At 47.2% G+C, this 24,830-nt stretch carries 25 protein-coding genes and 2 tRNA genes; 18 read left to right on the top strand and 9 right to left on the bottom strand.

The features are described from left to right. Positions 1 to 88: 88 nt before the first annotated feature. The 7 genes from HZA49_08350 to HZA49_08320 all read left to right on the top strand — a co-directional run bounded on the left by HZA49_08350 (position 89) and on the right by HZA49_08320 (position 5,769). Positions 89 to 1,219, top strand: a complete 1,131-nt coding sequence (locus HZA49_08350) for a tetratricopeptide repeat protein (GenBank protein ID MBI5779451.1) — start codon at positions 89 to 91, stop codon at positions 1,217 to 1,219. Positions 1,220 to 1,432: 213 nt separating this feature from the next. Beyond that, on the top strand, positions 1,433 to 2,155 hold the full coding sequence (locus HZA49_08345; GenBank protein ID MBI5779450.1) for a ribulose-phosphate 3-epimerase: 723 nt from the start codon (positions 1,433 to 1,435) through the stop codon (positions 2,153 to 2,155). Between the two features lie 40 nt (positions 2,156 to 2,195). Further along, the gene (tal, locus tag HZA49_08340; protein MBI5779449.1) at positions 2,196 to 3,293 is read left to right on the top strand and encodes a transaldolase; all 1,098 of its coding nucleotides are present in this window, start codon (positions 2,196 to 2,198) and stop codon (positions 3,291 to 3,293) included. A 33-nt stretch (positions 3,294 to 3,326) separates the two neighbouring features. Continuing rightward, on the top strand, positions 3,327 to 3,644 hold the full coding sequence (locus HZA49_08335; protein MBI5779448.1) for a hypothetical protein: 318 nt from the start codon (positions 3,327 to 3,329) through the stop codon (positions 3,642 to 3,644). 31 nt (positions 3,645 to 3,675) lie between these two features. Next, a complete protein-coding gene (locus tag HZA49_08330) occupies positions 3,676 to 4,647 on the top strand; it encodes a Dna2/Cas4 domain-containing protein (GenBank protein MBI5779447.1) in 972 nt (323 codons plus the stop codon). Further along, positions 4,644 to 4,901 (top strand): hypothetical protein, encoded by a 258-nt coding sequence (locus tag HZA49_08325; GenBank protein MBI5779446.1) that lies wholly within the window; start codon positions 4,644 to 4,646, stop codon positions 4,899 to 4,901. Before HZA49_08330 ends, HZA49_08325 begins: the two co-directional genes overlap by 4 nt. After that, positions 4,885 to 5,769 carry a lysophospholipid acyltransferase family protein gene (locus HZA49_08320; protein MBI5779445.1) on the top strand — a complete coding sequence of 295 codons (885 nt, stop codon included), beginning with the start codon at positions 4,885 to 4,887 and terminating at the stop codon, positions 5,767 to 5,769. The genes HZA49_08325 and HZA49_08320 overlap by 17 nt, the downstream gene beginning before the upstream one ends. Here HZA49_08320 and HZA49_08315 read toward each other — a convergent pair. From HZA49_08315 to HZA49_08290, 6 genes are all read right to left on the bottom strand, one after another. Further along, entirely contained in the window at positions 5,766 to 7,490 is a 1,725-nt protein-coding gene (locus tag HZA49_08315) for a protein kinase (protein ID MBI5779444.1), read from the bottom strand. The genes HZA49_08320 and HZA49_08315 overlap by 4 nt on opposite strands. Before the next feature lie 74 nt (positions 7,491 to 7,564). Continuing rightward, positions 7,565 to 9,295 (bottom strand): glycosyltransferase family 39 protein, encoded by a 1,731-nt coding sequence (locus HZA49_08310; protein MBI5779443.1) that lies wholly within the window; start codon positions 9,293 to 9,295, stop codon positions 7,565 to 7,567. A 250-nt stretch (positions 9,296 to 9,545) separates the two neighbouring features. After that, a complete protein-coding gene (locus HZA49_08305; GenBank protein MBI5779442.1) occupies positions 9,546 to 10,754 on the bottom strand; it encodes a glycosyltransferase family 4 protein in 1,209 nt (402 codons plus the stop codon). Between the two features lie 57 nt (positions 10,755 to 10,811). Next, entirely contained in the window at positions 10,812 to 11,606 is a 795-nt protein-coding gene (locus HZA49_08300; protein ID MBI5779441.1) for a glycosyltransferase family 2 protein, read from the bottom strand. Positions 11,607 to 11,609: 3 nt separating this feature from the next. Next, a complete protein-coding gene (gene waaF, locus HZA49_08295; protein MBI5779440.1) occupies positions 11,610 to 12,620 on the bottom strand; it encodes a lipopolysaccharide heptosyltransferase II in 1,011 nt (336 codons plus the stop codon). Between the two features lie 13 nt (positions 12,621 to 12,633). Continuing rightward, positions 12,634 to 13,554 (bottom strand): hypothetical protein, encoded by a 921-nt coding sequence (locus HZA49_08290; GenBank protein ID MBI5779439.1) that lies wholly within the window; start codon positions 13,552 to 13,554, stop codon positions 12,634 to 12,636. A gap of 115 nt (positions 13,555 to 13,669) precedes the next feature. On the opposite strand from HZA49_08290, the gene HZA49_08285 reads away from it, so the two are divergent. After that, positions 13,670 to 14,710 (top strand): glycosyltransferase family 9 protein, encoded by a 1,041-nt coding sequence (locus HZA49_08285; protein MBI5779438.1) that lies wholly within the window; start codon positions 13,670 to 13,672, stop codon positions 14,708 to 14,710. Then, a complete protein-coding gene (locus HZA49_08280; GenBank protein ID MBI5779437.1) occupies positions 14,707 to 16,557 on the top strand; it encodes a hypothetical protein in 1,851 nt (616 codons plus the stop codon). Before HZA49_08285 ends, HZA49_08280 begins: the two co-directional genes overlap by 4 nt. Here the strand turns inward: HZA49_08280 and HZA49_08275 are convergent. Beyond that, positions 16,522 to 17,214 carry a gamma-glutamyl-gamma-aminobutyrate hydrolase family protein gene (locus HZA49_08275; GenBank protein ID MBI5779436.1) on the bottom strand — a complete coding sequence of 231 codons (693 nt, stop codon included), beginning with the start codon at positions 17,212 to 17,214 and terminating at the stop codon, positions 16,522 to 16,524. The two genes, HZA49_08280 and HZA49_08275, sit on opposite strands and share 36 nt — an antisense overlap. Positions 17,215 to 17,262: 48 nt before the next feature. On the opposite strand from HZA49_08275, the gene HZA49_08270 reads away from it, so the two are divergent. The 6 genes from HZA49_08270 (at position 17,263) to HZA49_08245 (ending at position 20,056) form a co-directional block, all read left to right on the top strand. Further along, positions 17,263 to 17,336, top strand: a tRNA-Gln gene (locus HZA49_08270). A 1-nt stretch (position 17,337) separates the two neighbouring features. After that, positions 17,338 to 17,410 (top strand) — tRNA-Glu (locus HZA49_08265). 33 nt (positions 17,411 to 17,443) lie between these two features. Further along, positions 17,444 to 18,628, top strand: coding sequence for an aminotransferase class I/II-fold pyridoxal phosphate-dependent enzyme (locus HZA49_08260; protein MBI5779435.1), 1,185 nt, complete (start codon positions 17,444 to 17,446; stop codon positions 18,626 to 18,628). After that, the gene (locus HZA49_08255) at positions 18,612 to 19,133 is read left to right on the top strand and encodes an NUDIX hydrolase (protein MBI5779434.1); all 522 of its coding nucleotides are present in this window, start codon (positions 18,612 to 18,614) and stop codon (positions 19,131 to 19,133) included. Before HZA49_08260 ends, HZA49_08255 begins: the two co-directional genes overlap by 17 nt. Beyond that, complete coding sequence (locus tag HZA49_08250) at positions 19,112 to 19,651, top strand: hypothetical protein (GenBank protein ID MBI5779433.1); 540 nt, start codon at positions 19,112 to 19,114, stop codon at positions 19,649 to 19,651. The genes HZA49_08255 and HZA49_08250 overlap by 22 nt, the downstream gene beginning before the upstream one ends. Before the next feature lie 33 nt (positions 19,652 to 19,684). Then, on the top strand, positions 19,685 to 20,056 hold the full coding sequence (locus tag HZA49_08245) for a hypothetical protein (GenBank protein MBI5779432.1): 372 nt from the start codon (positions 19,685 to 19,687) through the stop codon (positions 20,054 to 20,056). Here HZA49_08245 and HZA49_08240 read toward each other — a convergent pair. Both HZA49_08240 and HZA49_08235 read right to left on the bottom strand, forming a co-directional pair. Next, positions 19,995 to 20,432 (bottom strand): glycine cleavage system protein H, encoded by a 438-nt coding sequence (locus tag HZA49_08240; protein MBI5779431.1) that lies wholly within the window; start codon positions 20,430 to 20,432, stop codon positions 19,995 to 19,997. The genes HZA49_08245 and HZA49_08240 overlap by 62 nt on opposite strands. Before the next feature lie 155 nt (positions 20,433 to 20,587). After that, positions 20,588 to 21,136, bottom strand: coding sequence for a DUF2914 domain-containing protein (locus tag HZA49_08235; protein ID MBI5779430.1), 549 nt, complete (start codon positions 21,134 to 21,136; stop codon positions 20,588 to 20,590). Positions 21,137 to 21,545: 409 nt separating this feature from the next. Here HZA49_08235 and HZA49_08230 point away from each other — a divergent pair, with 409 nt between their 5' ends. The 3 genes from HZA49_08230 to HZA49_08220 form a co-directional block, all read left to right on the top strand. After that, on the top strand, positions 21,546 to 22,574 hold the full coding sequence (locus tag HZA49_08230) for a peptidylprolyl isomerase (GenBank protein MBI5779429.1): 1,029 nt from the start codon (positions 21,546 to 21,548) through the stop codon (positions 22,572 to 22,574). Positions 22,575 to 22,644: 70 nt separating this feature from the next. After that, positions 22,645 to 23,769 (top strand): N-acetyltransferase, encoded by a 1,125-nt coding sequence (locus HZA49_08225; GenBank protein MBI5779428.1) that lies wholly within the window; start codon positions 22,645 to 22,647, stop codon positions 23,767 to 23,769. Between the two features lie 130 nt (positions 23,770 to 23,899). Beyond that, the coding region (locus HZA49_08220) for a hypothetical protein (protein MBI5779427.1) at positions 23,900 to 24,830 on the top strand (931 nt) is incomplete at its 3' end.

Genomic DNA, 24,830 nt, shown 5'->3' with positions numbered 1-24,830 from the left:
TGTTCAGCATGACACCACTAAAACACGGATAATTACCCATGCTGATTTATCATTGACTATCCCTCATTAATTTGCTAAGGAAAGCAGTATGAGTCGGATCATCCTTATCATCATCGGTCTTCTCTGCGCCGTGATTACCGTGGCCGGATGCGCTTCTCAACCAGCTTCAACAGAAACGTCCAAACATACACCGGCTAAAGACGCCCAGATACTGTGCGCTGAAGCGTCAAAACTATATAATGACGGCAAATTTGAAGATGCCCTGGCGGTGCTTGACAAGACGCTAGAACTTAACCCATCATATACCAAAGCACTGGTTAAAAAAGGCGCGGTCTTGGATGATTTAGGCCGGCACAGCGAAGCCATAGCCGCCTATAAAGAAGTCCTTAAAACCAAACCTAAGTTTGCGGATAAACTGGTTGACGAAGGAATCGCTCTATATAAAGCCGTTAAATATAAAAAAGCCCTGCAAGCATATACCAATGCAATGGAACTCGGCACTTCCAGCCCAAATGTCTGGCATAACAAATCCATTACCCTTGACCGGCTGGGCAGGGATGATAAAGCCTTAGAGTTGTGCATCAAAGTCCTGGAGATTGACCAGGCAAACCCCTCTGCCTGGTATGGCGCATCCTGCATATATTCAATAAGGAAAGACAAAGGCAATGCTCTAACCAGTTTGTCCCACGCCATTAATTTATTACTGCACTATGAATTAAAAGCTAGAAGCAATAAGGAGTTTCAGTGGCTCTGGAATGACGAGGACTTTATAAAAACCACCAGCAACCTGCCGGAGCAGGAACGCCGGAAGCAGGAAGATGATATCCGTGGGGTTTTATTGCGCAATTACATGGATTCCGGGGTTGGTAAAGATGCCCCGGATTTGATTTATTATATCCGCGATACGTCAAATGGCCCGTCAAGAGACCCCAATGACGAATTTATGCTGAGATTCAAGGATTGTAAAAATCACAGAGTTAAAAAGGTTTCCGAATGCATTTGCATAGATTACACCCACTGGGCGGTCCAAGATAAAACGACTAACGAAACCGGCGCTGTCTTGACCGTGAGAAACATAGAATGGATAAACAAAGGCGAGGTTAACGCTGAAATAACCCAGTGGCAGGGTACGCTTCATGGACTATATTTCAAGTTTAAGCTCCAGCTAAAAGAAGGCAAATGGGAAGTAGGCAAATACCTGGAAGAAAAAGTTTCCTAAGAGATTATTCCTGTTTTCCTGACTTCCTTATAAATGTATTTATTCGTGTAATTCGCCTTTATTTACGTGCGTTCGCCTTCGGCGTACTCCGTTTCACGCTGCGCTTAGTTCGTGTGATTCGTGTTCTCTTCGCGGTCTCTGCGGAGTTTATCTGTGGTTGCATTTATACGGATATTTATTGATTTTACAACCGCCATAGGTTAATCTTTGGTTATGCCAGAGATTAAAGTCAGCGCCAGTATCCTTTCAGCGGATTTTTCCTGCCTGAAAAAGGCCCTGGAACGCTGCCAGTCATCCGGGGTTGATTCGCTCCATATGGACATCATGGACGGCCATTTCGTGCCTAATATCTCTTTCGGCCCAGTGGTTATCAAGGCCCTTCGCCCTCTCACTAAATTGCCGATGGACGCCCATCTGATGATAGAGAATCCGGAATGGTATATTGAGGAGTTTGCCAAGGCCGGCGCTGATATTATCACGGTTCACGCTGAATGCTTCGGGAAGCTTAAGGCGCACTGTGCTGGCCTGGGCAAATTCCCCAAGGAGATTGAATCCCTGGATGAAGCGCGATTGCTTTCAGTAATCAGGCAGATAAAATCAGTCGGCAAGAAAGCCGGGTTGGCATTTAATCCGGGCAGCCCAATGTGCGCCACGGATAAAATACTTAAGGAGTTAGACGAGATCACAATAATGTCGGTCAATCCGGGATTCTCCGGCCAGGGTTTTATGCCCGAGGCCCTGCCTAAGATAAAAGAATTGCGTCAGATATTCAAAGGCGACATCAGGGTGGACGGTGGAATCAATGACAAAACCGCGCCGGAGGCAATCAAGGCCGGGGCGAATATATTAGTCACGGCCAGTTATTTCTTTGGGTCCGAAGACCCGAAGAAAGCCGTAGAAACCTTAAGATTAGCCACTAAGGCACAAAGGCACTAAGAATTCCTTCGTGTCTTAGTGTCTTCGTGGCAGAAAGATTATGAATAAATTAATTGAATTATCCAAACTGGGCCAGAGCGTCTGGTATGACAACGTGGAACGCAAACTACTCAAAAGCGGCGAGATGAAACGGCTCATCGCAGAGGACGCGGTTTCGGGCGTGACCTCAAACCCGTCCATCTTTGAAAAGGCCATCACCTCGTCAACGGATTATGACGCGGATATCAAGGCCCTGGCAAAGCAAGGCAAGAATGTTGACGAGATTTACGAGGCCATCACGATTAAGGATATTGTGGCTACCTGCGGATTGCTGGACCAGGCCTGTAAGGCCAGCGGTTATTGCGACGGGTATGTCAGCATCGAGGTCTCGCCGGATTATGCCTATAACACCGAGCAGACCCTGGAATCAGGCCGGAGAATCTTTAAGTCGGTCAATTGCCCCAATGTCCTGATTAAGGTGCCGGGCACCCAGGAAGGGTTTCTTGCGGTCCGGCAGTTGATTGCCGAGGGTATTAATGTCAATATCACGCTCCTGTTTTCCCAGCAGGATTATGTCAACTCGGCCAACGCCTATATAGAAGGACTGAAAGAGCGGCTCAAGAAGGGAATGCCTTTAAACAATGTTTTCTCCGTAGCCAGCGTGTTTATCAGCCGGACAGATTCGGCCATAGATAAAATGATAGAGCAGCATAGAGCTGAGAGCTTAGAGCGTATAGCAAAGGGCAAGACCGCTGTGGCCAATGCCAGCGCCATCTACCAGCTTTACCAGAAACTCTTCAGCGGGGACGACTTTGAGGCATTGCGCAACAAGGGCGCCCGGGCCCAGAAGATTGTCTGGGCCAGCACCTCGACCAAGAACCCGGCCTATCCGGATACGCTCTATGTGGACGAATTAATCGGGCCGGAGACGATTAATACCATCCCGACCGCCACGCTCTTTGCCTTCAAGGACCACGGCAAGCCGGCAATAACCATAGGCAAGAACCCGACTGAGGCGCAGAATGTATTAAAGGCACTGGCCGAGAACAGCATTAATCTGGAACAGGTCTGCGCGGGCATACAAAAAGACGGCATTAAGGCATTCAAGGACTCGTACGACAAGGCGTTGAAAGCGATAGAAAATAAAATAAGCCACTGATTACACAGATTATAATTAAATCAGCGCAATAAAATGAAAAAATATATAATCTATAAAGCGTTCGGAGGGATAATCACAGTTCTTAGTTTACCGGGTCTAATTGTCGAGGTGCTGCGCCTAAACACATACGCTACAGGCCCGCATATAAACTGGAGCCGTGTTATTCTTTCAACCGCTATCGGTTTCTTTGGCCTTTATATATTCATCGTGAGCGGCAATAAATTAAAGACTATCGAAAAGAACATTGAAGCTTCTGGCGAGAAAATTAACCGAGGCACGGACTGGAAAGCAATAATTATTACAGCAATTGTATTTATATTATTCGTATTATATGTTTTATTCCACGGATAATTTAATCTGTGTAATCTGTGGTTTATAAATTATGATATCAGAATTATTAAAGGACTACGCCAGGCAGAAGATGACTGACCGGCCCAGGTATCCCAAGGAAAAGCACTGGCCGTCTGACGTAGCCAAATGCCTGCGGGCGTTGGTTTACCAGTGGCGGGGCGAAACATCGGCCATACCCGATGCCCGGTTGTTCTTCATCTTCGCGGACGGCGACATGCACCACAAGGCCATTGTCCAGCAACTTGAAGAAAGCGGCAAGGTCCAGGTGATAATGAAGGAAGCTCCCCTGCGCGATAAGGAACGAAATATCTCCGGTAAGCTTGACGCCCTGCTCAAACTCAATGACCGCCACTATGTCCTGGAAATAAAATCCATTAACCGCTACGGATTTGACGAAATCATCCGGGAAGGCCCCAAGGAAGATCATGTCATCCAGTTGCAATTGTATCTCCACTTTGTCCAGTCGATCTACAAAATAGAAACCAAGCAGGGTTTTTTGCTGTATAAATGCAAGGACACGGCCCGGTTCTATGATTTCCTGATTGATTATAACGAAAACGTGGTTAACGATTTCTTCGCCCGGCTGAAATCAGTCGAGGCGCACCTGGCGCAGCAGACCCTGCCGGACCGGCCTTATGAAATCACGGACTGGCATTGCCGTTACTGCGATTATAAAAAAATGTGCTGGGCCGGGGCGGGCGGCAAGAAGGTGGCGGACCTGAACCTGGATGAAATGGCCAAAATACTGGGCGAACTCCTGAACGTTAAGGAACAGCGTAAGGCGCTGGAAGAAGAAGAGGATTTATTAACCGATACCGTAAAGCAGCAGCTGGAGCAGAAGGACATCACCGTCGGGGAAATCGGGGATTATACGGTGGAACTCAAGGACTCCTCCCAGAAACGGCTGGATACCAAGAAACTTGAGGAGCATTTCAAGGAGCAACTGGAGTCGTTCTACAAAATTACCACCTCCAAGAGATTGAGTATAAAGGAGAATCTATGATTATTTTTAAGATTATTAAGGTCCTCAGGATAATTACGGTCTGCCTGATAGTTTTCCTGGCCCTGGATTATTTCCTCCAATGGAATATCATAAAAAGCATTGCCGATTATAATAAGGATATCTTGATTGTGGGGGCCATTTTATTCTTCGTGACATACCTGGTGGCCAGTTGGATTATGATTTTTGTCCGGTTTAAATACATGAATAGACGACCATCAATCTCAACCCAGGCAAAAGATGATAAAACTACCTAATTCCATAGAATATTTCCTGCTGAAGGCAATCAGCGCCTTTCTCATGTCCTTTCCGCTGAATGGCTCGCTTGCGCTGACAAGATTACTGGCGGATGTCATCTTCTTCTTCCCCACCAAGTTCCGTAAGCGGGGCCTCCAGCACCTGAAGATGGCCTATCCCAATAAAAGCGCTGAGGAATTAGGGCTCATCCTCAAAGGCGTCTTTGAGCACTTTACAATGATGTTTGTAGAGGTGCTCTCCTTCCCAAGAAAAATACGCCCGCATAATTATAAAAAATATGTGGAAATCAAAGGGCTGGATTTGGTGGACGAGGCGCTCAAGAGCGGCAAGGGCGTAATGTTCATAGTGGCTCATTTCGGCAACTGGGAATTGAGCGGATACACTATCAGCATGCTGGGCCATATAATGAATTCCGTAGCGCGTTTTATGCCTAATCCGGCGGCAGACCGGCTGCTTAATTACTCCCGCCGATTCCAGGGCCAGCGGATTATCTACAACGACAATGCGGTTCGGGAGATGATGCGGGTGCTTAAGAACAACCGGATTCTGGCGCTGGTCTGCGACCAGGACGCCCGCCAAGGAGGAGTCTTTGTGGATTTTATGGGAATAAAAGCATCCACGGTCCGCTCGCCGGCCATGCTGCACATGAAATTGGGAACCCCACTCTTGATGCTCTATTGCTACCGGGCCCGGCCGAATAAGTTTTATTACACCCTCTCTTTTGAACGATGCGCCCTGCCTGCGCTTGAGGCGGGTAAAGAGGTGGAACAGATTACCCGGGCATTTACGGCTAATATTGAACAGATGATTCACGCGCATCCGGAACAATGGATGTGGATGCACCGCAGATGGAAGACCAAGCCTTAGCCCTGCGGCGGCCAGAAGTGCTGCCTTTTGATGGTTGCCTGCATTATTTTCCTGATAATCTCCTTCTCATCTTTATGAGGCAGGCATTCCTCTCCATAAGAATAAAACCGGTAGAATCTCAGTCGGTCCGTTCTTGTAATTACGTCTGTAACGGCTGCATTTAACTGGGCCAGATTCTTTATCCGCTCGTCCAACAAGACCTCACGGTTAAAGTCAACGCGATCGAGGTCGATGAAATAGAAAGAATCGCGTTGAGCACATTCGCTAAGTTTACGGTGAGAGAATCGAATCTGCTCAGTGTAAACTCCGAGCGTAGAGCGTGTTGGTGAATTCGCAATAAGGACATTGTTCGCCTTAAGGTCGTGATGAAATATGCCTTTCTGGTGCAAGGCCTTGATAGCCAAGGCAAACTGCTTGATAAATCGTATCTTATTGTCCAGCACCTCTTTATCCCTGATGCGCAGGCCGAAGTTACGCATTAGGAACTGGTTGGTCGGCCCGGCCTCGACCTTTTTGGTCACCATATAGGCCTTGTTGACCCAGGTAAAAAACGGATCTTTTTTCTCTACCAGAGCGACGGACGGAGCGGTTTGAACATAACGGATGTTCAATCCGCTGGACGAAAACCATTCTTTCCTGGCCGGGTGAATGCCTAAAAAACTTAACATTTTATTCCATATCGAATATTGATACTCCTTAATAAACACATCGGCTGAACCGTTGCGGATACACGAGATAGAATGATTTTTGGTGTATTTAAATAATTTATTCGGCTCCTGACTTGCCATCTTATCGTGGCATTCGATGAACCTGGAAATATCATCGTAATTATAGTGGCGGCTGATAAATACGTTTTCCCACCTTATTTTATTTCTCACTTTTACCCTGGTGTATGCTGAGGAATTTTTGAGGCATTTTTTGTTGCGGGCCTGCCAGTGTTTATGGCGCAAATCTCCTACCATAGTAAAAACCGTCCTAACAAAGTCCCTGAATACTCTTCTGCGGAAATCCAGCTCTCGGTATGCCCGAATAAACCTGTAGGCATCGGTCAAGGGCAGAGCCGAGGATAAAGAGTAGACCATCTGGGCCAGGTTATACATCCCATACGCCTGAGTAAAATGCGGCTGGATAGAACTGCGGTGCAGGTCGATCAGGTACAGCCTTGGAGCTTCTGCCTCCAGCGAGGATGATTCTATCAGGATATTACCAATATGAAGGTCTTTGTGGAAGAACCGAGCCTGATGAACCTTACGGATGAATTCACCCAGAGCATTAAGCAAGTTATCCTTTGCTTCCATTGATAGCGGCTTATTTAAGAATTCCTTGAGGGAAACCACCCCATCGATTTTCTTAAGGAACACGAAGACGTCGGTGGTGAATCCGTAATGGCGCTTCTCCAGCACGCCCAGCGGATAGGCCGTATCAACGTGTTGCTGGATGAGATGAGCGGAAGATTTCACTTCCTGGCGCGCCTTGGAAATGAAGGTAGCCTTAAGCATTTCAAGCCAATTCTTTATCTTGTAGCGCTTGACTATAAGGTTCATTCCTGACAAATCCATGGGGAAAATAGTCCGGGCACTGTTGTTCTTGAATATATTTTTGGAAGCCGCATCATAAATCAATGGTTCTTTGCCGATAAGATTATCCTCAAGCCACCGACGATGCGCCTGGTTGATCAACCAACGATAGGGCTTTTTATCAAAGCGAATAAAACTCAGCATAAAAAACAAGGGTTAGATACAAGCATCCGGATGCCAGAGAAAGACAAACATCCTTCTCTAATATCTTACTGCTATTATCTTTTCCGGAGAAACCGGTACACCCGGTAATAATCACCGCCGACCTTATCAAAATACTGCGAGATTAATTCCGCCTTAATATCCCCATCGAGATTGGCCAATTCCTTTTCCAAATTCGGGAGATTGCGGATTATCCGGCTATCCAGAACTAGATAGTCTACGTCTTTCTGCCTTATGGCATCCTTCAAGGACCCCATAATATCGTCCATCTTCTGGTTGTCTTTACTCCACGCATCAGGGATAACATTCACTCCGCCGGCATAATATGCGAGGCGTTGCATTTTAGTAATAATGACTGCCGGGCGATTTCCCGCGTCCGTCCGGGCTGAGTGATATTTATTTAATAATTCCCCGGTGGTTTTCTCGATAACCTTAAATTTGCGCACAGGCCGAAATGTATAAAACGAGAAAAATACTATGACAACAATTAAAAGGCCATAATAAATCTTTTTAGTGGCTTCTTTACCTCGGCTTCTACTCAACCGGGAAACAACCACTGCGATAGAATACAATCCGCTGGCCGCCCACGCCAGCAATATTATAAGAAGTGGCACGGTATAACGGGTGCTCAATCTTTCATAGCTTATCGCGTAACGGAAAAACACCAAGGTAAACATTATAAACACCAGCCAAATGAAAAAGGAATCACCCCTATAAGCGTTCCCCAATCCGCCTGTTATATCCGCCTGGGTGTTTTGGGTTTCGCCCGTTTCGGGTTTTTGCCCCCAAGATTCTCCAGGAACTAAAGAGCCGGATCTGGGCAGGGCTGATCCGGCCGTAGTGCTTCTCCTGAAATAGCCAACAAAGCCTACCGCCAATAATAAAAGCAATAAAGGATTGGCGCCCTTGATAAAATAGTAGGCCAGCAAATAAAGCCCGTTAAGGTATGGGCTCACAGGTTTAACAGGACGGCTGCCTTCTTCGCTAGTAACACCGTCAACCGTATTTCGCGCATCGTCATGTAAGCCGGAATTTTCGGTTAATCCAACCATCTTTTTTACGGACACCTTGTTAGTAAAGGCCGTCCCACCAGAAGCGGGATAAATCGAAAGATACAGCGGCATCAGACACAGCCACGGGACAATTAACATAAAAATAGCTGCGACTTTTTTATTAGTAGTGATTTTATTTTTGGCCGTTGGCCTTAACGAATTGGCTGCAAAACCCAATACGGAAACGGCAAGAAATATCACCCCGTCGGGCCGAATCAAATACATTACGAATGACAGCAATCCCGATATCAAGAAATATCTATATTTATTCGATTCCAGGGCGATAATGGTTACCCATAAAGCAAAAATAAATATTCCGATAAACACACCGGTGGTAAATATTGAAGTCGAAAGCTCCACCGCCCGATGATGAAAAGCGTAGAGAATACAACCGGCAATAACCACCGGGCTCGGGAAATACCGCCTGCCGATGAAATAGAGTGGTATTATGGCCAGCGTGGCGAATATGATGGAAATCAACATCCCGGCCCATTCCCAATCTATATTAAAGATAGGATTGAGAAGTATATGCGTAACTGAAATCAAAGCCGGATAAAGCGGATGAAAAATCAGCTTGCCCGTAATTTCCTTATAATTACCTTCGGATAATTCCCGGGCCGTATTCAAATAAAATGGCCCGTCTTCGGTCATAATATATGTATTAAAGGCGACAATTATACGTACCGTAAATGTCAACCCCAGCAAAACAATCAGAATTAAAATGGTTTTTTTCATGTATATGCAATATGAGTAGCATATACATCAAAGACTTACAACAAAATTATGCCGGTCGGCTATCACCCTTTTCAAGCAAGGCGTTTAAGGTCAGGCAAGATCTTATAAAACCACAAGTTATCCCCAAAATTATTTTTACTGATCCTCAAATAGGCACCCATCCCTAGACTGCTTTGCCGGCGCGCGAACCGCTGGAATTCAAGTGAACAAGTCATTTAATATAAGAAGATGTAGGCTCGCGCCCCTAAAATCACTTTTTAATTATCTCCTTATACAATTCTTTTACCGGCTTGAAATTATCTTCAAATGAGTATTTAGAGGCGGTTAACGCAGCGGCTTTTGATATGCTCTTGCGTCTGGCCTGGTCAAGAAGAAAAATAATTTTTTCTGCAATGGTTTTGGTATCAGAAGAGGTTTCTATTATAAAGGAATCAGTCGCGTTAGAAATAATTTCAGACACGCCGTTTATTCTTGTCGTAATAACCGGCAAGCCGCTAGCCATTGCTTCCAAGCAAACATTGCTGGACGGCTCATACAGGGGTGGAAACAGAAATATATCGCTTGCTGCATAATAACGTTCAATTTGTGACTGAGAACCGGCAAATAAAACCTGACCTTCAATATTGTACTTCTTAGCAACGGCTCTATATCTGGCAGCATTTCCGTCACCCACCACTAACAGTTTGATATGGGAGCGTTTATCAGCCGGAACGAGAGCCATTCCTTCTATGGCAAACCGTAAACCCTTCATCTCAAAGTTATTACCGACAAATAAAAGCACCGTATCGCTTTCTTCCAATTCCATTTTGCTTCTTGTTTGGGAACGATACCTTTCGCTATTACCAACATTAAACCTATTAAGATCAACTGCATTATAAATAACCCGTATGTTTTCGTCAGCAATATGATAATATCTCTGGACTTCTTCTTTTCCGCGTTTTGAGTTACAAATCACCTCACTACAGGCACTTTTCCCGGAAACAATATGACTTCGTCGCGCCTCGGCAAAACTTTTCCTTTCCAGATGCATAACAATCCGGTTTCTGGGATTAAGATGCTGGATAATTCTGCCAAAGATGTTGTTCATCGATGGATACCTGTATTTAAGGTATTCCCAGTGGCAGCCATATCCAATTCGATAGACCTGGCTAACTGGTCTGGTTGGACCAGAAGCACAATAATAAGTCCGTCCGAAATGCTGAATGATATCAAATCCTTGATCGTTTAGCATTTTAGCAACATTCCGGGCAAAAAAAAGATACTTCAACGGAGAGTAAAAAGGGAAAGTCGGGACAATATTTAAGGTTATTTTATCTGACTTTGGCTTTTCGAACACTCGATGGCAGAAAATATGAATCTCGTCCCCTTCTTTGGCCAAATAATCAGCTAAATTGTAGGCGTAACGTTCCACTCCGCCCTTGGACTCCGACCAATTGTAGACGACGAAAGCTATCTTCATAACCACAAATTTCGCAGATTCCACTGATTATAGATTACACAAACTACCCTAATGGATTTACCCTGTATTATCCTTTTTACTCTGTGTACTCTGCGTCTCCCACATTTTAGCGTATTTAATAAAGACATAAAATGCGGAGGCCACCGAAATAATCAGCCCGGGCAGTCCGTCCAGAAACCCCAGTTTAACCAGATATGTCTCTATGAATTTTACCGGCGGCCTGAAAAGCAGGCTGCAAAGACAAAAGGTTTTACTTTCACTTACCAACGTCTCTGAAGAAATATCGGAAAATGAGTCTATGGTCTTTATCTGATGAGAAATGTTTTTATAGGTATAATGAATGATATCATTGTTTAATTTTCTGGCAGTTGAACCCTGGTTCATTGCGATACGTTCATGCAGGCCCAGCCCGCCCCATTTAGCCTGGCTCCTGCGGAACAGCCGGATTTTATAATCCGGATACCAGCCGCCGTGGTTTATCCACCGGCCTAAATAAAACGTATGCCGCTTCATCCAATAGGCGTCTGTTTTTTCATAACCGCCATTGCCCCATTCGGCGACTATCTCGTCCCGTAATTGGTCGGAAATTACCTCATCGGAATCCACGGACAGGACCCATTCGTTCTGAGCCAAAGACAAAGCATGATTCTTCTGGTTCACGAATCCGGGCCATTTGTTTTGAAAAACATTATCCGTGTATTGCCTGGCAATCTCCAGGGTTTTATCCGTGCTGAAGGAGTCAACAACAACTATTTCTCCGCCATTGTCCTTCACCCATTTTACGGACTCCAGGCATTGGCGGATATTTTCTTCCTCGTTAAAGCAGATGATGCAAACGCTAATCTTTTCCATATTTTACAGGTATTTTTCGCACTCCTTATAGATATCCTCGACTGTGATAAGGGTCATACAACGGTGGTCGGTCGGACATGTCCGCTTCAGACAGGGACTGCAGGCCACCTCCTTACGAATAATCGTATGGTTGCTGCCAAAGGGCGGTGTGGTCACATGGTCGGTCGGACCGAAAATGGCCACGACCGGCGTATTTACCGCGGCCGCTACGTGCATCGTGCCGGTGTCGTTGGTCACCAGTAATTTACAGCCCGCCAGTAATCCGGCCATCTGGGTGATGGAGGTCTGGCCTGTAAAATCCAGGACCTGGTGATGATTAATCTGCCTGGCGATGGAGGCGCCGAGTTTCTCTTCGGCCGGGCTGCCGAATATTATCACCCAGGCCTTTTTCTTATTGATTAATTCCCTAGCCAACCGGGCATATCGTTCAGCCGGCCAGCATTTAGCGGAGCCATAGGTCGCGCCCGGATTCAAACCAACTACCGCGTGCCCCTTGACATAGGCCAGTTTATCTGTGACCCAATCCCGGATGGCCTTGGGGATGGTGATTCTGGGCGCCGAGAACGACACCGGCCGGCCTATAATATTCAGGAGATTGTGAAAATAATAAACCCGGTGTTGGGTAATAGATTCCTTATCGCGGGGCAAACTCTGGGTCAATAACTTGCCGCGTGAATCGGCTGAATAGCCAATCCGGTTAGGTATCTTGCTCAAAAAGCCAATCAGCGCGGAATGAAACGAACGGGGCAAAATCAGGGCCAGGTCAAACCCTTTGGACTTAACCTCTTTAATTAGTTTATATTCCGAACTAAGCCGTTTCAATCCCTTTCTGGATTCGTAACTGATAACCTCATTGATATCAGAATCGTGTTGGAACAGGTCTGCCAATTCGGATTTCACCAGGACGGCCAGGTGGCTCTCCGGGAACAAGGTTCGCATACCCTTAACGGTAGGCAAAGCCATTACGGCATCACCGAGCCAGTTGGGTGATTTAATCAGAATTCGTTTATACATATTTATTATGCTATCAAATGAATAGGCGGGGGTAAATCAATTTCCACCACCATTTATGCAGTCCGGCCTCCTTGAGGCATTTGTTTATTATTATCTGCTTTTGAGCCTGAGTTAATCCAGCATCTCGGAAATATGACTCAAAAAGACGCAGCCGATCCGTATGACTGATAACGCTCCTGAAAGATTGTCCGGTTTTAAACAGCATTTTATCCAGGGAGCGGTTTAACCGAATCAAATTATCAATCCTTTTATCAAGGGAAAGCCCTTTTGAACCGAGCTCATAAGCGGACTTATCTAAATCTATGATATAGGATGTGAAATCCAGGCCTCCTCGCTTAACAAGAATATTGCGGATATTCAAATCGCGATGGTATATCCCGGCATTATGGAGCTGCCTGATGGCCTTAACCAGCGAGGCAATCAGGTTAATTTTCTTGGTATATAATTCTTTGCGATTATCGCCTTCTTTAGCCAGAAAAGAGAGTGTTTCTTCCAGTGTCACAGCATCCGAAACCTTTTTAACCACAATTCTAGCCCGGTAGAAAAACGGCAGAACCCATTTTATCTGAAGTCCCATAATTTCCGGTAATGGAACTCCGTTCATACGTCCCATCTCGGTCAAGACCAGTTCGTTTAACTGTCTTCTGGCATTGTTAAATATATCCGGTAATACCAGTCCAGCCAGCCCGCCACGCCTGTAAACCCTAATAACACCCTCATCTTCCTTTCCGGTTGACGATTTTATCTTAACCACCGGATAGTCACCCCGGCCCTGAACAGTTCCCGCCCCTGGCGTGTTGCCTCCGACGCTGAATAAGGAATCTATAGCCGACTCATATTCAGAATGGATGATCCGCCATTCGCCGGCCGATTCTTTAACCTTAAAATACGCCGGGATAATTACATCAGGGAAACTATCCTTAATGGTCAACATTGCTTTACTTTCTCAGATAAGTTGATAATATACCAGCTGATAATTTGGTAAGTTAACTTCAGATGATTCTGTTTTTATTTACTTATCAACCTATCATCATATAAACTAAAAAGACATGGATTTCAATAAAATTCTGATAGTCAGGTTAAGCGCCATAGGCGACGTCATCAATACCATCCCGGCGCTGACCGCCTTGAGGCAGAATTTCCCCAAGAGTTTTATCGGCTGGGTGGTCGAAGACAAGGCTGGCGATTTGCTGGTCGGGAACCCTTATCTTGACCAGGTTTTCGTATGGCACAGGCGCAGCCACGGGAAAATCACCAAGGCGCTTGGACTTATCCAGGAATTGCGCCGGCATAAGTTTGATGTAGCCATTGATTTCCAGGGTAATCTCAAAAGCGGGCTAATCACCTCATTAAGCAGGGCTAAAATCCTGGTCGGAATGAAACCGGCCAAGGAGGGCAACGCGCTCTTTACCAATCATAAGGTGACCTTGCCGGATAAAAAGATGAATCGAGTGGAACGAAATCTTTATATCCTTAACCAACTCGGCGTAAATACGGGCGTTTTCAACTGGAGAAAAATACCAAGCCTGTTCAGCCCGGCTGACAAAGCACATGTTGATGAATTCCTGACCGAGAATAACCCATCTAATAAACCCATAATCATCCTGCATCCGGGCACGAGCGAATTCGGACTCTTTAAACGTTGGGCGCCAGCCAAATACGCGCAATTAGCTGACCGGCTAACCCAGAAATTTAAAGCCATATGCATCATCTCCTGGGCCGGCAAGGAAAAACCGTTGGCCGAATCTATCTCCGCCCAGATGCAAAGCAAGCCCTTAATTTTCGCTGAGCAGATATCGCTCAATAAACTGGCCGCTTTAGTAAAACGGGCTGAATTATTTATCGGCAGTGATTCTGCGCCTGTGCATCTAGCTAATCTGCTGGGATGCAATGTATTAGGGCTCTACGGACCAAAGGACCCGGCCATATATGCACCTTATCACCTTGCTAATGCAGGAAATAAAATAGCCGTGGTCAGGAAGGATTTACCCTGCAGCCCCTGCCAGAAGCGCAGGTGCGACAAACCCACCTGCATGGAATCAATCACTGTAGAAGAGGTATTCCGGGAAGCGCTAAAGATACTCAGATGAATTTATATACATCATCAAAACCATATACCCGCTGGTGGTGGTTTTCCAACAAGATAAGGCCTGAGGATATCCGTTTTCAACTGAACTGGCTTAAGAAAAATAATTTCGGCGGCGTGGAAATTGCCTGGGTTTATCCCTTGTCGAATCAGTCACGTGGCCCCAAATGGCTGAGCAAGAAGTGGTCACGGTTGGTGAGTTTCACCAAACGCCATGCCGATAAAATCGGCTTGGGCTGTGATTTCACTTTCGGCTCGCTCTGGCCATTCGGCGGCTCTATTGTTAAGAAAAAGGACGCTTCAAGAACATTCAAAGGCCTGGCCGAACAGCGGCTCTATCATTCCTGGGAAAGCGCCTACTCAACCAAACCTGGTTATATACTCAATCACCTTGATAAATCCGCCCTGCAACACTATTCACAGGCGATGGGCCGGGCTCTGACACCGGCACTGAAAGGCTCAACATCCACCCTGTTCTGCGATTCCTGGGAGGTGGACACCAAACAACTCTGGGCAAAGGGGTTCGGCCGGACATTCCGCCAACGATTCGGATACGCCATTGAGCCATTTATGGCCGAACTCGATAAATATCCTAATCTCCGATACGATTACCGCAAACTACTGGCCGAATATATCCTGAATGAATTCTACAAGCCGTTTACCGATGTCTGTCATCGGCTTAAAGCGCTGGCCCGCGTGCAATGCCATGGCTCGCCGACTGACTTACTGGCAGCTTATGCCTCAGGTGATATTCCGGAATCAGAGGCGATTCTGTTTGACCCGGATTTTTCCGTAATACCAGCATCGGCCGCCGCCCTGGCCGGGCTTAAGACGGTCTCAGCCGAAACATTCACCTGTCCTTACGGCTGGAAACCCAGACCGGGACCTGCGCCGTTTTACAAGAAGGAACTAACCGCTGACCTAAAACTCCTGGCTGATGCTATGTTTGCCAACGGCGTCAACCAAATATTCTGGCATGGCATGCCCTATAATCCTCAGGGCGGTAATAATCAATTTTACGCCTCGGTCCATGTCGGACCGGACAGTAGCTTTGCGGATGAACTGCCGGTATTTAATCGCTATATGCAAAAGGTTAGCGCCATAATGAAACAGGGGAAAACATATTCTGATGTAGCGGTCTATCTGCCCATAGAAGACACCTGGATGCTGAACCGGTTACCCCAAAATATGGCCAAACCCAGCGCATTTTTCCACTGGGAGATGCACTATACGAAAATACCTGCGGAACTAAAGGGCTATCACCCGCTCTGGATATCCGCATCTTTTCTAAAGAACGCCCAGTATAAAAAAGGGGTCCTTCATTGTGGGGGCGCCAGATTCACCTCGCTATACATAGACACAAAATGGATAGATAAAGAAGCGCTGATCGAAATAGTCCGGCTGGCCAAACAAAGCCTGCCAATCTGCCTCAAACACAGACCCAAAGAACCGGGCCGGGTAAAAACCAGCGCGTACAACAAAATGGTTTCCGAATTGATGACCCTAAAAAATGTCTCCTCAAGCTTCAGCAAGATAGCCGTGAATCCGCCTCTGGTTAAAGGACGGAATTTGCCTGATTTCTGGTGCCGTGTTACCGGCAAGGATTATTACATCTTCTTTGCCCATCCGATGGCGCAGAACCTACATTATCCTTTGGCATACGGGCAATCGTTCACAGAAAAGACGATTAAAAGACATATCGATATCAGAATAAATAACGGAGATAAAAAAGTGTCACTCCTGTTTAAACCATATCAATCTATTTTGTTAAAGGTAACGGGAAATGGTTCCGTCAAGCCGATTGACATCAGATTTTTACCGCGTGGCGTATTGAATAAACGCCCTAAGTAGCGCAATCTGATCCTTGCTGTCCATCATGCGTTCAGGGTGCCATTGCACCCCCAGGCAAAATCCGCCCGGGGTTTCGACACCTTCAATTATGCTGTCTTCAGCTCGTGCGTTTATAAGCAAGTTTCTACCTGGCGTCTTGATTGACTGGTGATGTGTGGAATTGGTAATAATATAATTTCGGCCGATAATGCGGTGTAACAACGTCCCTTCACAAAGATACACTTTATGACAGCTCTTCCTGTGGCCAATGGCAGATTTAACCTGGGTGGCAATATCCTGGAAGAGATTTCCGCCCAGAGCCACATTGATTAACTGGGCTCCATAACAGGTTCCCAGAATCGGCATTTTCCGCTTAAGCGCCGCCTGTGTTAATGCCAAATCAAACCTTTGCTTTAACTCGGGCAGCAATATCACCTTCTTATTAAATATCTTTTCACCGTAATGGCGCGGCGATAAATCGTGCCCTCCGCTCAAAAGTAATCCGTCTATCCTATCAAGAATTAGTTCCAATATCCCGTTGCCTATAAGCGCCAAGGACGGCAGTATAACGGGAATTCCTCCGGCCTTAAGGACCGCGCGGCTATATTCCTGGCTGAGTTTTGAATATCGCCCGTCTTTGGTCAGGTTGCCGTTAATGCCAATAATAGGTTTTTTCATCTTTTTCTTGCTAAACCCCATATCATATATTATCTAAAACAATCCGATTGCGGGATCGTCTAATGGTAGGACGCAAGACTCTGGATCTTGCTATTTAGGTTCGAATCCTAATCCCGCAGCCATGCCCCCATCGTCTAGTGGTCTAGGATATGAGATTCTCAGTCTCAGGACCAGGGTTCGAATCCCTGTGGGGGTATTTTTATATTATTACTTATTGAGAGTCAAATTAATGACACTAAAAAACGTCAAGGCCGAACGGCTGGTGAAACTGCCACCCTATATGTTCGCGGACTTTGACCATAAAAGAGATTGCGTCAAAGCTAAATGCAACGACCTGATAGACCTCTCGGTCGGCGACCCGGATATCCCGCCTTCGGCGCGGCTCAAAGGATATTTCAGGGAGGCTTTAAACGAACCTGATATCCACCGTTATCCGCCGTATAAAGGCACACGCGCTTTCTGCCAGGCTATTTCTGACTGGCATAAACAAAAGGGCATCGCAATCAACCCCGATACTGAGATCTGGTCCCTGCTCGGCTCCAAGGAAGGACTGGTTCACCTGATTATGGCGCTGGTCAACCCCGGCGAAGTGGTCCTGCTGCCCAATCCTTACTTCCCCTGCTATCTCTCGGCCATTATCATGGCTGGCGGAGTTCCGGTTGATATGCCCTTGCTCATGGAAAATAATTTCCTGCCGGACTTTAAGTCTATTAAGCCGGCTGTGGCTAAAAGAGCCAAGTTGATGCTCTTAAACTATCCTAATAACCCAACCTCGGCTGATGCGCCCAGGGAATTCTACGAAGAGGCAATCCGGTTTGCCAGGAAATACAACATCATCATCTGTCAGGATGCGGCTTACAGCGAGATGTATTTCAAGAAACCGGCGGTTTCTATACTTTCTATAAAAGGCGCCAAGGATGTGGCTGTGGAAATTAATTCATTCAGCAAGGTGTTTAATATCGCTGGCTGGCGCATCGGATGGGCCGCCGGCAACAGCCAGGTCATCGAAGCGCTCGGCCAGATAAAGATGAATATCGACTCCGGCGCCTTTCTGGCCATCCAGCGGGCCGTGACCCGGATGCTCACGGAAAATACCGGCCAGACCAGAAAAGAAGTCGCCCAAATCAGAGGTGTCTACAAACGCCGGCAGGATATCATGGTAAACGGCTTGTGCCAAATCGGGCTTGACCCGGTTGCCCCGGATGCCACCTGTTTCATCTGGCTGCCTTTGCCCAAGGGCTGGAAATCATCGCTGGAATTCTGCGAATATCTCCTGACTAAATTCCATGTGCACACCACGCCAGGCATTGGCTTCGGCAGATACGGCGAGGGCTACATCAGGGTTTCCCTGACTTCCCCGGAATCCGTCTTGCTCCAGGCCGTCAAAAGATTCTCTTATGCGAATCCTCAGTAACAAGAAGATATTTGCCGGCAGGATCATCAAACTCTACAAAACTCATCTGAAAGACCCGGCGGGCAATGAAATCCTGCGCGAAACCGTGGTTCATCCGGGCGCGGTGGCCATTATCCCGCTTATCTCCAAGAACAAGATCATCCTGGTCCGGCAGTTCCGCTATGCCGCGGGTCGATATCTCTGGGAACTTCCGGCCGGCACGCTCGGCAAACGAGAGTTACCCCTGGCCTGTGCCAAACGAGAATTAGAAGAAGAAACCGGTTTCCTGGCCGGCCGGCTGAAGAAGATTATGGAATTCTACACCTGCCCGGGTTTTTGCACCGAAAAGATGCGCCTGTATCTGGCTGAAAATCTCCGGCCCACCGCCCAAAAACTTGACCCGGACGAAAAAATAACCTATAAAATATTCAATCGTTCCGAGATTAGACACCTTGTTAAAAGCAACGGGATAACCGACGCCAAAAGTTTGATTGGATTAATATTATGGCTTCAAAAGAAGATTTAGTCTTCGGTGAGATTGCGGTGAAATCACGCCTGATTACCCAGGAACAGCTGGAAGAATGCCTTAATGAGCAGAAGAATAACTCCCACTGGAAATCCCTGGGCGAACTTCTAATCGCCAAACAGTATCTGGCGCCCCACCAATTGCAGTTCCTGATAGACGTCCAGCGCCGGAATCTGGAACTCAAGGCCAATCAGTCCCGCCGGATCAAACAGGATAACCTGTTCGGCCGGTTATTAATGCGCCTGGGCTTTGCCACCGACAAGCAGGTGGAGGAAAGCCTGGGAATGCAGTTGATGATAAACGACACCCATTTCCTGCGGCTGGGCGAAATTATGGTCAAAAAAGGTTTTATTTCCGATGACCAGCTGAAAAAGGTGGTTGATTTCCAGGCCCAGCGCCAGATTATCTGCGCCGGCTGCGGCCAGAAATATAATATGGTCCTGTTCAATGACGGCGCCCGAATCCCCTGCTATAACTGCAATAATGAGATTGTGGTTACGGTATCGCCAACCAAATGAGTGGTCGGGGAGTTTTCAACCTCTCAAATTAATATGCCCCGTTTTGTCATCCAGAAACACAGTAAGCGAAAAAGCTGCCATTTTGACCTGATGCTGGAATCCGCCGGCGTCCTGAAGACCTGGTCGCTGGACCGCCTGCCCCGGGTCTGCCGCGCCAACCCGTTCACCCAGCCGATAAAACCGCTGCCGGACCACCGGATGGCGTATCTTACTTATGAAGGCAAAATATCACGCAATCGGGGCTCGGTGAAAATCTGGGATAAGGGGCTTTACCGGAAGATTATCTGGAAAGGCAATTTCAGGGTGATCGTTCTGAGGGGCCAAAAGATAGCCGGGCTGTTGGTTATTCTGTCTCTTCGTTCTCATCCGCGTCTTCGTCTGCTTCCGCTAATTCGCTTTCGATAAACTCGTTGTATTCATCGTAGGAAATCAGGCTCTCCACCTCGGTCGGGTCGGTGAGTTTTATCCGCAGTAGCCAGCCCTCGTCGTAATTATCCTCCAGAAGCAGGTTATGATTCTTGGTCAAGTCGCTGTTGACCTCCAGTATCTTGCCGCTCACCGGAGATATCAACGTGGTCAGCCCGTCATCCGTATCAATCTCGCAGAAGAAAGCATCCTGTTCAATCTCGCTTTTGACTTTGGGCAGTTTGATGGAGTTTATGGTCTCCATATTCCTAATCAGGTAGTCGGTCACGCCCAACACCACCTCGTTCTTCTCTTCCAATTTCAGCCAAAGATGGGTTTCTGAATAATATAAATCCTTCGGTCTTTTTATTCGCATATTTTACTGCTTCCTATAAAATATTTATACTCGTCAACTCCGCCATAAGCGCGTTAGTTATAAAAACTCCTTGAAATCCCGCTCTTTCTGTCACCCTAAACTTGTTTCAGGGTCTAATATAATTTATGTGCGGGGTCAAGATTTTTGTAATATTATCAGGAATATTTAATATGCAGATTACCCCGCCCTTGGCTGGGGATAATCTCAAACTCTATGCTCTTGAGAATGCGCCCCTGTTCATCCACGATATCCACCCGGGCCGGCCCGGACGCCTTGGGGTCAATCTTTCTGGGGCACCAGGCCCTAAAACGGTTGCTGGTGATGGTCAGCCAGCTGCTGGCCGAGGCCTTTTCCCCGATATACCAGATGTAGCGGACCTTCTTGCCCTGGCCGTTTAACAGCATGGACCAGCAGAAAATCCTGCCGGCGCTGGCATTGATGCGCTGGCATTCCTGGACCGGCTGGCGGTCCTTGACCTCCAGGCAGACCGCGGCCTTATCTACAATAATAGAATGATAGACGACCGGTGACGCTTTAGTTTCGGAAAATCCCAACTCCAGTATATTATTCTCTTTCAGCGTAATTAAATCCGGCGGAGTGGCTGTGTTCTGGGAATTGGCCGTCCGGGCTATCACCAGATAAGAGAAGGTAAAAATTATCGCCACGGATACGATAACCACCAGTATTTTTCTGTTTCTCAACATATTTAACCTTTCTTAGAGCCAGTTAGACCTATGGTCGTTACTGGCTCTTAGACCCCACAGAACTCCGCAGAGACCGCGAAGCGAATTGCGGGGTAATGCCACAAAATAACCAATAATGATTTCCGGGAACCCTTTGTGTCCCTCTTTGTATCGCTAACATCGGCAATTTAACCTGAAAACTTTACCCTCGCCCTTAACTGCCAACTGTGGGATGCCCAGAACCGTTCGTAGGGAGGGATGCAAATTATGTATGGGGTTTACCCCGTTAGAGATAGCCCTGCCTCGAAAGCTTTCGGGGCAGGCATCTCTTCTCTGCAAATTTTATTCTCATCCAGATGCTATAAAATATTTACCCGCTTTAACCAAGCATCTCTAACGGGGTTTACTTGACTCCGCTAATTATTTTGTTATGATAGTCAAAAATATGAAACACCTGGTTTGGATATTATTTATCTGCTCGGCCGGCCTGGCCCTTTCGGCCCAGGAAAGAGAAAGGGAACAACCCAGGCCGCCCTCCGAATCCGAAGGCGCCCGGATTGTCGCCCGGGTCAATCAAAGTTTCATCTCCCTGCGCGATGTGGTCCGCCGGGCTATGATTATGGACTCTGATAGCCCCAAGGCGCTCCAGACCCTGATTGAGGATGAGGTCATCACCAACCAGGCCGTCAAGGAAAATATCAAGGTCACCAACGAGGAAGCGCAAAAGGTGGTTAAGGAAAGCTTTACCCATTCCATCACTATGGAAGAATTCGCTAAAAACATCCTCGCCCCGCTGGGTATGACCATTGAAGACTACACCGTTGACAGAAGGAAACAATTGTTGCGGGACAGGTATATCCAGGGCAAAATCGGCGTCCACCGGCTGGATGGCAAGAACCCGGCTGATTTTATCATCGATACCTACGTCTCGCCCCAGGAAATCAAGAACTACTTTGAGAAGAATACGGATAAGTTTAAACAGCCGGCCAAGGTCAAGACCCGCCAGATTATCCTTAAAACAGCGGATGGCGAAGAACGGATAAAAAAGAAATCTCTGGCCGAGAAACTCCTGGCCCGGCTTCAGAAAGGCGAGGACTTCGCTGAACTGGCCAAGGAGTATTCAGAGGTCAAGGCCGAGTCAGGCGGTGACTGGGGCTGGACCGCCAAAGGCACCTTTGCCGATGAGGTGGAGCCGGTCATCTTCTCCCTGAAGGTCGGCGAAATCAGCCCGATTATCACGACCGAAAAGAGCTTCATCATCGCCAAGGTGGAAGACAAGAGCGAATCCAAGCCCGCCTTTGATACCCCGGCCATCCAGGAGGAAATCAGGCGGGAACTGTTTAACTTGAAATTCTCCCGCGGCGTCAAGGAATTAAAAGACAAGCTCCTTGAAGACGCCAGTATCTGGGTGGACCCTGAATTCATGGCGAAACCACAGATTAACACAGATGGACACTGATATTTAAAGTCCCCTCTAAAAAGAGGGGATTTAGGGGTGTGTCATCCACTTAATCCGTTTACTCCAAATTATGGAAAAGTTCGTGCTCAAACAATCCCCCTGCCGGCCCTGGACCGAATTCATCATGTTTCCCTGGGCCAGCAAAATCTACAAAGACTACCCCCACTGGGTCCCGCCGTTAATCAGCGAGGACAAGAAACTCCTCAATCCGGCGGTTTACCCATTCCATCAGAACGCCGAGGTCTCGCTTTTCCTGCTTTACGATTCCGGCCGGCCCGTGGCCCGGGTGGCGGCCATCATCAATCACAACCATAATAAATTCCACGAAGAGAAGACCGGGTTCTTCGGGTTCTTTGAGTGTATCAACTCGCTTGAGGCGGCAAAATACATCCTGGATGCAGCCAGCCGGTTCTGTAAAGAAAAGGGAATGGAGCGCATCCGCGGCCCGATGAACTTCTCCACCAACGACACCTGCGGCCTGCTGATTGAAGGCTTTGATTCCTCGCCCCTGATTATGATGACCTATAACCCGCCTTACTATATAGACCTGATGGCGGATAGCGGCCTGGCCAAGGCCAAGGACTTATACGCCTACTTTGCGGACAGGTCCATTGAGGAGAAGGTGCCCCGGCTGGAGCGCCTGGCCGGACGGGTCCTGGCTGACCCGGCCATCAAGGTGCGTAAACTGGACGTCAAGAACATCATGGCCGAAATCAAGGCCATCAAGGACATCTACAACAACGCCTGGAGCAAAAACTGGGGATTCGTGCCCATGACCGATGCGGAATTCGAGTATATGGCGGCTGATATGAAGAAACTGGTTGACCCGGACCTGGCGCTGGTAGCCGAGATAGACGGGACTCCGGCCGGATTTTCGCTGGCCCTGCCGGACTACAACGTCATCATCAAGAAATGCAACGGCCGACTCTTGCCCTTCGGTGTATTCCATTTCATCTTCGGCAAATCAAAGATAGACACCCTGCGGCTATTGACTATGGGGGTCAAGCGCGAATACCAGAAACGCGGCCTGGACGTCCTGTTCTATTTACACACCATCAAGAACGGGTTTGCCAAGGGCATCTTCCAGGGCGAATTCTCCTGGATACTGGAGGACAACCTGATGATGAACCGGATAATGGACACCCTGGGCGCCAAGGTCTATAAAAAATACCGGATTTACGAGAAATTACTTTAGAGCGCCAAATTCTATCATAGCAGAACTCCATAAAATATAATTTTCCACTTGACAAAATACATAAAGCGGTTATAATACATTTAATAATGATAATGCATCAAATAATTCATAACCTGAAAGGAGCAATAAGATGGAGAAAAAAAACTATAGCATAGGCCGAATCGGATTAACCTCAATCCTTGTCATCTTCCTATTATTCAGTTCCTTAACCTGGGCCCAAGACAATACCCAGACCAACACGGGATATGGTTCTACGGTTACCATAGCCGGGCCTTTTACAGCCCTGCCCGATACTGATTACGAGATTATTCTTATTGCCTCAACCGATGTGTCAATTTACCAGTGGTCTTTGTCTGAAAATGGGGTCACTATTGCAGGCAGCGGCTTTACCTTCGGCAGTCAACTCAATCAAACCCTTAGGATTAATAAACCGGCTGGCTCTTATACCTATCTGTTTAGATTCAGGGGCATTGCCGGAGCGCACGGCTTCCCACCGTATACCGAGGCGTCTATTACCGTTAATGTAGTAACACCACAGCCGCCGACCATCTGGTATTACAAGGTTACAGGCCCTAACAACAGCGATTCTGTCCAAGCCAATATTGGCGACGTGGTGTATTTTGAACTTGATGCCACTGCGCCTGACTATGTCTGGGGAAATATTATCGTTTTGTATGACACTTCTAAATTAGAATCGGTCAGCATAGAAGAAGACCCGAATAACTATTATGGCTTCTGGGCCTGGTGGACAGACGCTACCGGGAACCCGGTATATAGCGGTGGCGGGAATTATTACTATTATGACCAGATTAAAAACACCGCTATCTTCGGCCTGGGTTCTGACTGGGCGCAACAATGGGTTAGCTGGTATGGAGACGGTAATGCGGGTTCTGTCGGAACAATAGACCCGACCTACGGGCAGACATTGTCTAATAAACTAGCTCTGGCTGAGCGTGTTGGAATACCGCTCGCTGATGTGGATAAATTCGGAGCCATCCGGCTTTATACATCCACTTATGCCGGCGGAAATGGAACATCGCCTTTACGGCTGGGTTTCAGGT

The sequence above is a fragment of the Planctomycetota bacterium genome, from assembly GCA_016235865.1.
Lineage (GTDB): Bacteria > Planctomycetota > MHYJ01 > JACQXL01 > JACQXL01 > JACRIK01.
Note: the sequence above shows the minus strand (reverse complement) of the source record. Positions and strands in the feature narration are given on the sequence as shown.

Coding starts and splice junctions, on each gene's coding strand:
- HZA49_08225 (MBI5779428.1), top strand. CDS start 22,645: ATGGAAAAGTTCGTGCTCAAACAATCCCCCTGCCGGCCCTGGACCGAA.
- HZA49_08235 (MBI5779430.1), bottom strand. CDS start 21,136: ATGTTGAGAAACAGAAAAATACTGGTGGTTATCGTATCCGTGGCGATA.
- waaF (MBI5779440.1), bottom strand. CDS start 12,620: ATGTATAAACGAATTCTGATTAAATCACCCAACTGGCTCGGTGATGCC.
- HZA49_08310 (MBI5779443.1), bottom strand. CDS start 9,295: ATGAAAAAAACCATTTTAATTCTGATTGTTTTGCTGGGGTTGACATTT.
- HZA49_08290 (MBI5779439.1), bottom strand. CDS start 13,554: ATGTTGACCATTAAGGATAGTTTCCCTGATGTAATTATCCCGGCGTAT.
- HZA49_08275 (MBI5779436.1), bottom strand. CDS start 17,214: ATGAAAAAACCTATTATTGGCATTAACGGCAACCTGACCAAAGACGGG.
- HZA49_08345 (MBI5779450.1), top strand. CDS start 1,433: ATGCCAGAGATTAAAGTCAGCGCCAGTATCCTTTCAGCGGATTTTTCC.
- HZA49_08305 (MBI5779442.1), bottom strand. CDS start 10,754: ATGAAGATAGCTTTCGTCGTCTACAATTGGTCGGAGTCCAAGGGCGGA.
- HZA49_08330 (MBI5779447.1), top strand. CDS start 3,676: ATGATATCAGAATTATTAAAGGACTACGCCAGGCAGAAGATGACTGAC.
- HZA49_08335 (MBI5779448.1), top strand. CDS start 3,327: ATGAAAAAATATATAATCTATAAAGCGTTCGGAGGGATAATCACAGTT.
- HZA49_08285 (MBI5779438.1), top strand. CDS start 13,670: ATGGATTTCAATAAAATTCTGATAGTCAGGTTAAGCGCCATAGGCGAC.
- HZA49_08245 (MBI5779432.1), top strand. CDS start 19,685: ATGCCCCGTTTTGTCATCCAGAAACACAGTAAGCGAAAAAGCTGCCAT.
- HZA49_08250 (MBI5779433.1), top strand. CDS start 19,112: ATGGCTTCAAAAGAAGATTTAGTCTTCGGTGAGATTGCGGTGAAATCA.
- HZA49_08320 (MBI5779445.1), top strand. CDS start 4,885: ATGATAAAACTACCTAATTCCATAGAATATTTCCTGCTGAAGGCAATC.
- HZA49_08280 (MBI5779437.1), top strand. CDS start 14,707: ATGAATTTATATACATCATCAAAACCATATACCCGCTGGTGGTGGTTT.
- HZA49_08255 (MBI5779434.1), top strand. CDS start 18,612: ATGCGAATCCTCAGTAACAAGAAGATATTTGCCGGCAGGATCATCAAA.
- HZA49_08350 (MBI5779451.1), top strand. CDS start 89: ATGAGTCGGATCATCCTTATCATCATCGGTCTTCTCTGCGCCGTGATT.
- HZA49_08300 (MBI5779441.1), bottom strand. CDS start 11,606: ATGGAAAAGATTAGCGTTTGCATCATCTGCTTTAACGAGGAAGAAAAT.
- HZA49_08240 (MBI5779431.1), bottom strand. CDS start 20,432: ATGCGAATAAAAAGACCGAAGGATTTATATTATTCAGAAACCCATCTT.
- HZA49_08325 (MBI5779446.1), top strand. CDS start 4,644: ATGATTATTTTTAAGATTATTAAGGTCCTCAGGATAATTACGGTCTGC.
- HZA49_08230 (MBI5779429.1), top strand. CDS start 21,546: ATGATAGTCAAAAATATGAAACACCTGGTTTGGATATTATTTATCTGC.
- HZA49_08315 (MBI5779444.1), bottom strand. CDS start 7,490: ATGCTGAGTTTTATTCGCTTTGATAAAAAGCCCTATCGTTGGTTGATC.
- HZA49_08260 (MBI5779435.1), top strand. CDS start 17,444: ATGACACTAAAAAACGTCAAGGCCGAACGGCTGGTGAAACTGCCACCC.
- tal (MBI5779449.1), top strand. CDS start 2,196: ATGAATAAATTAATTGAATTATCCAAACTGGGCCAGAGCGTCTGGTAT.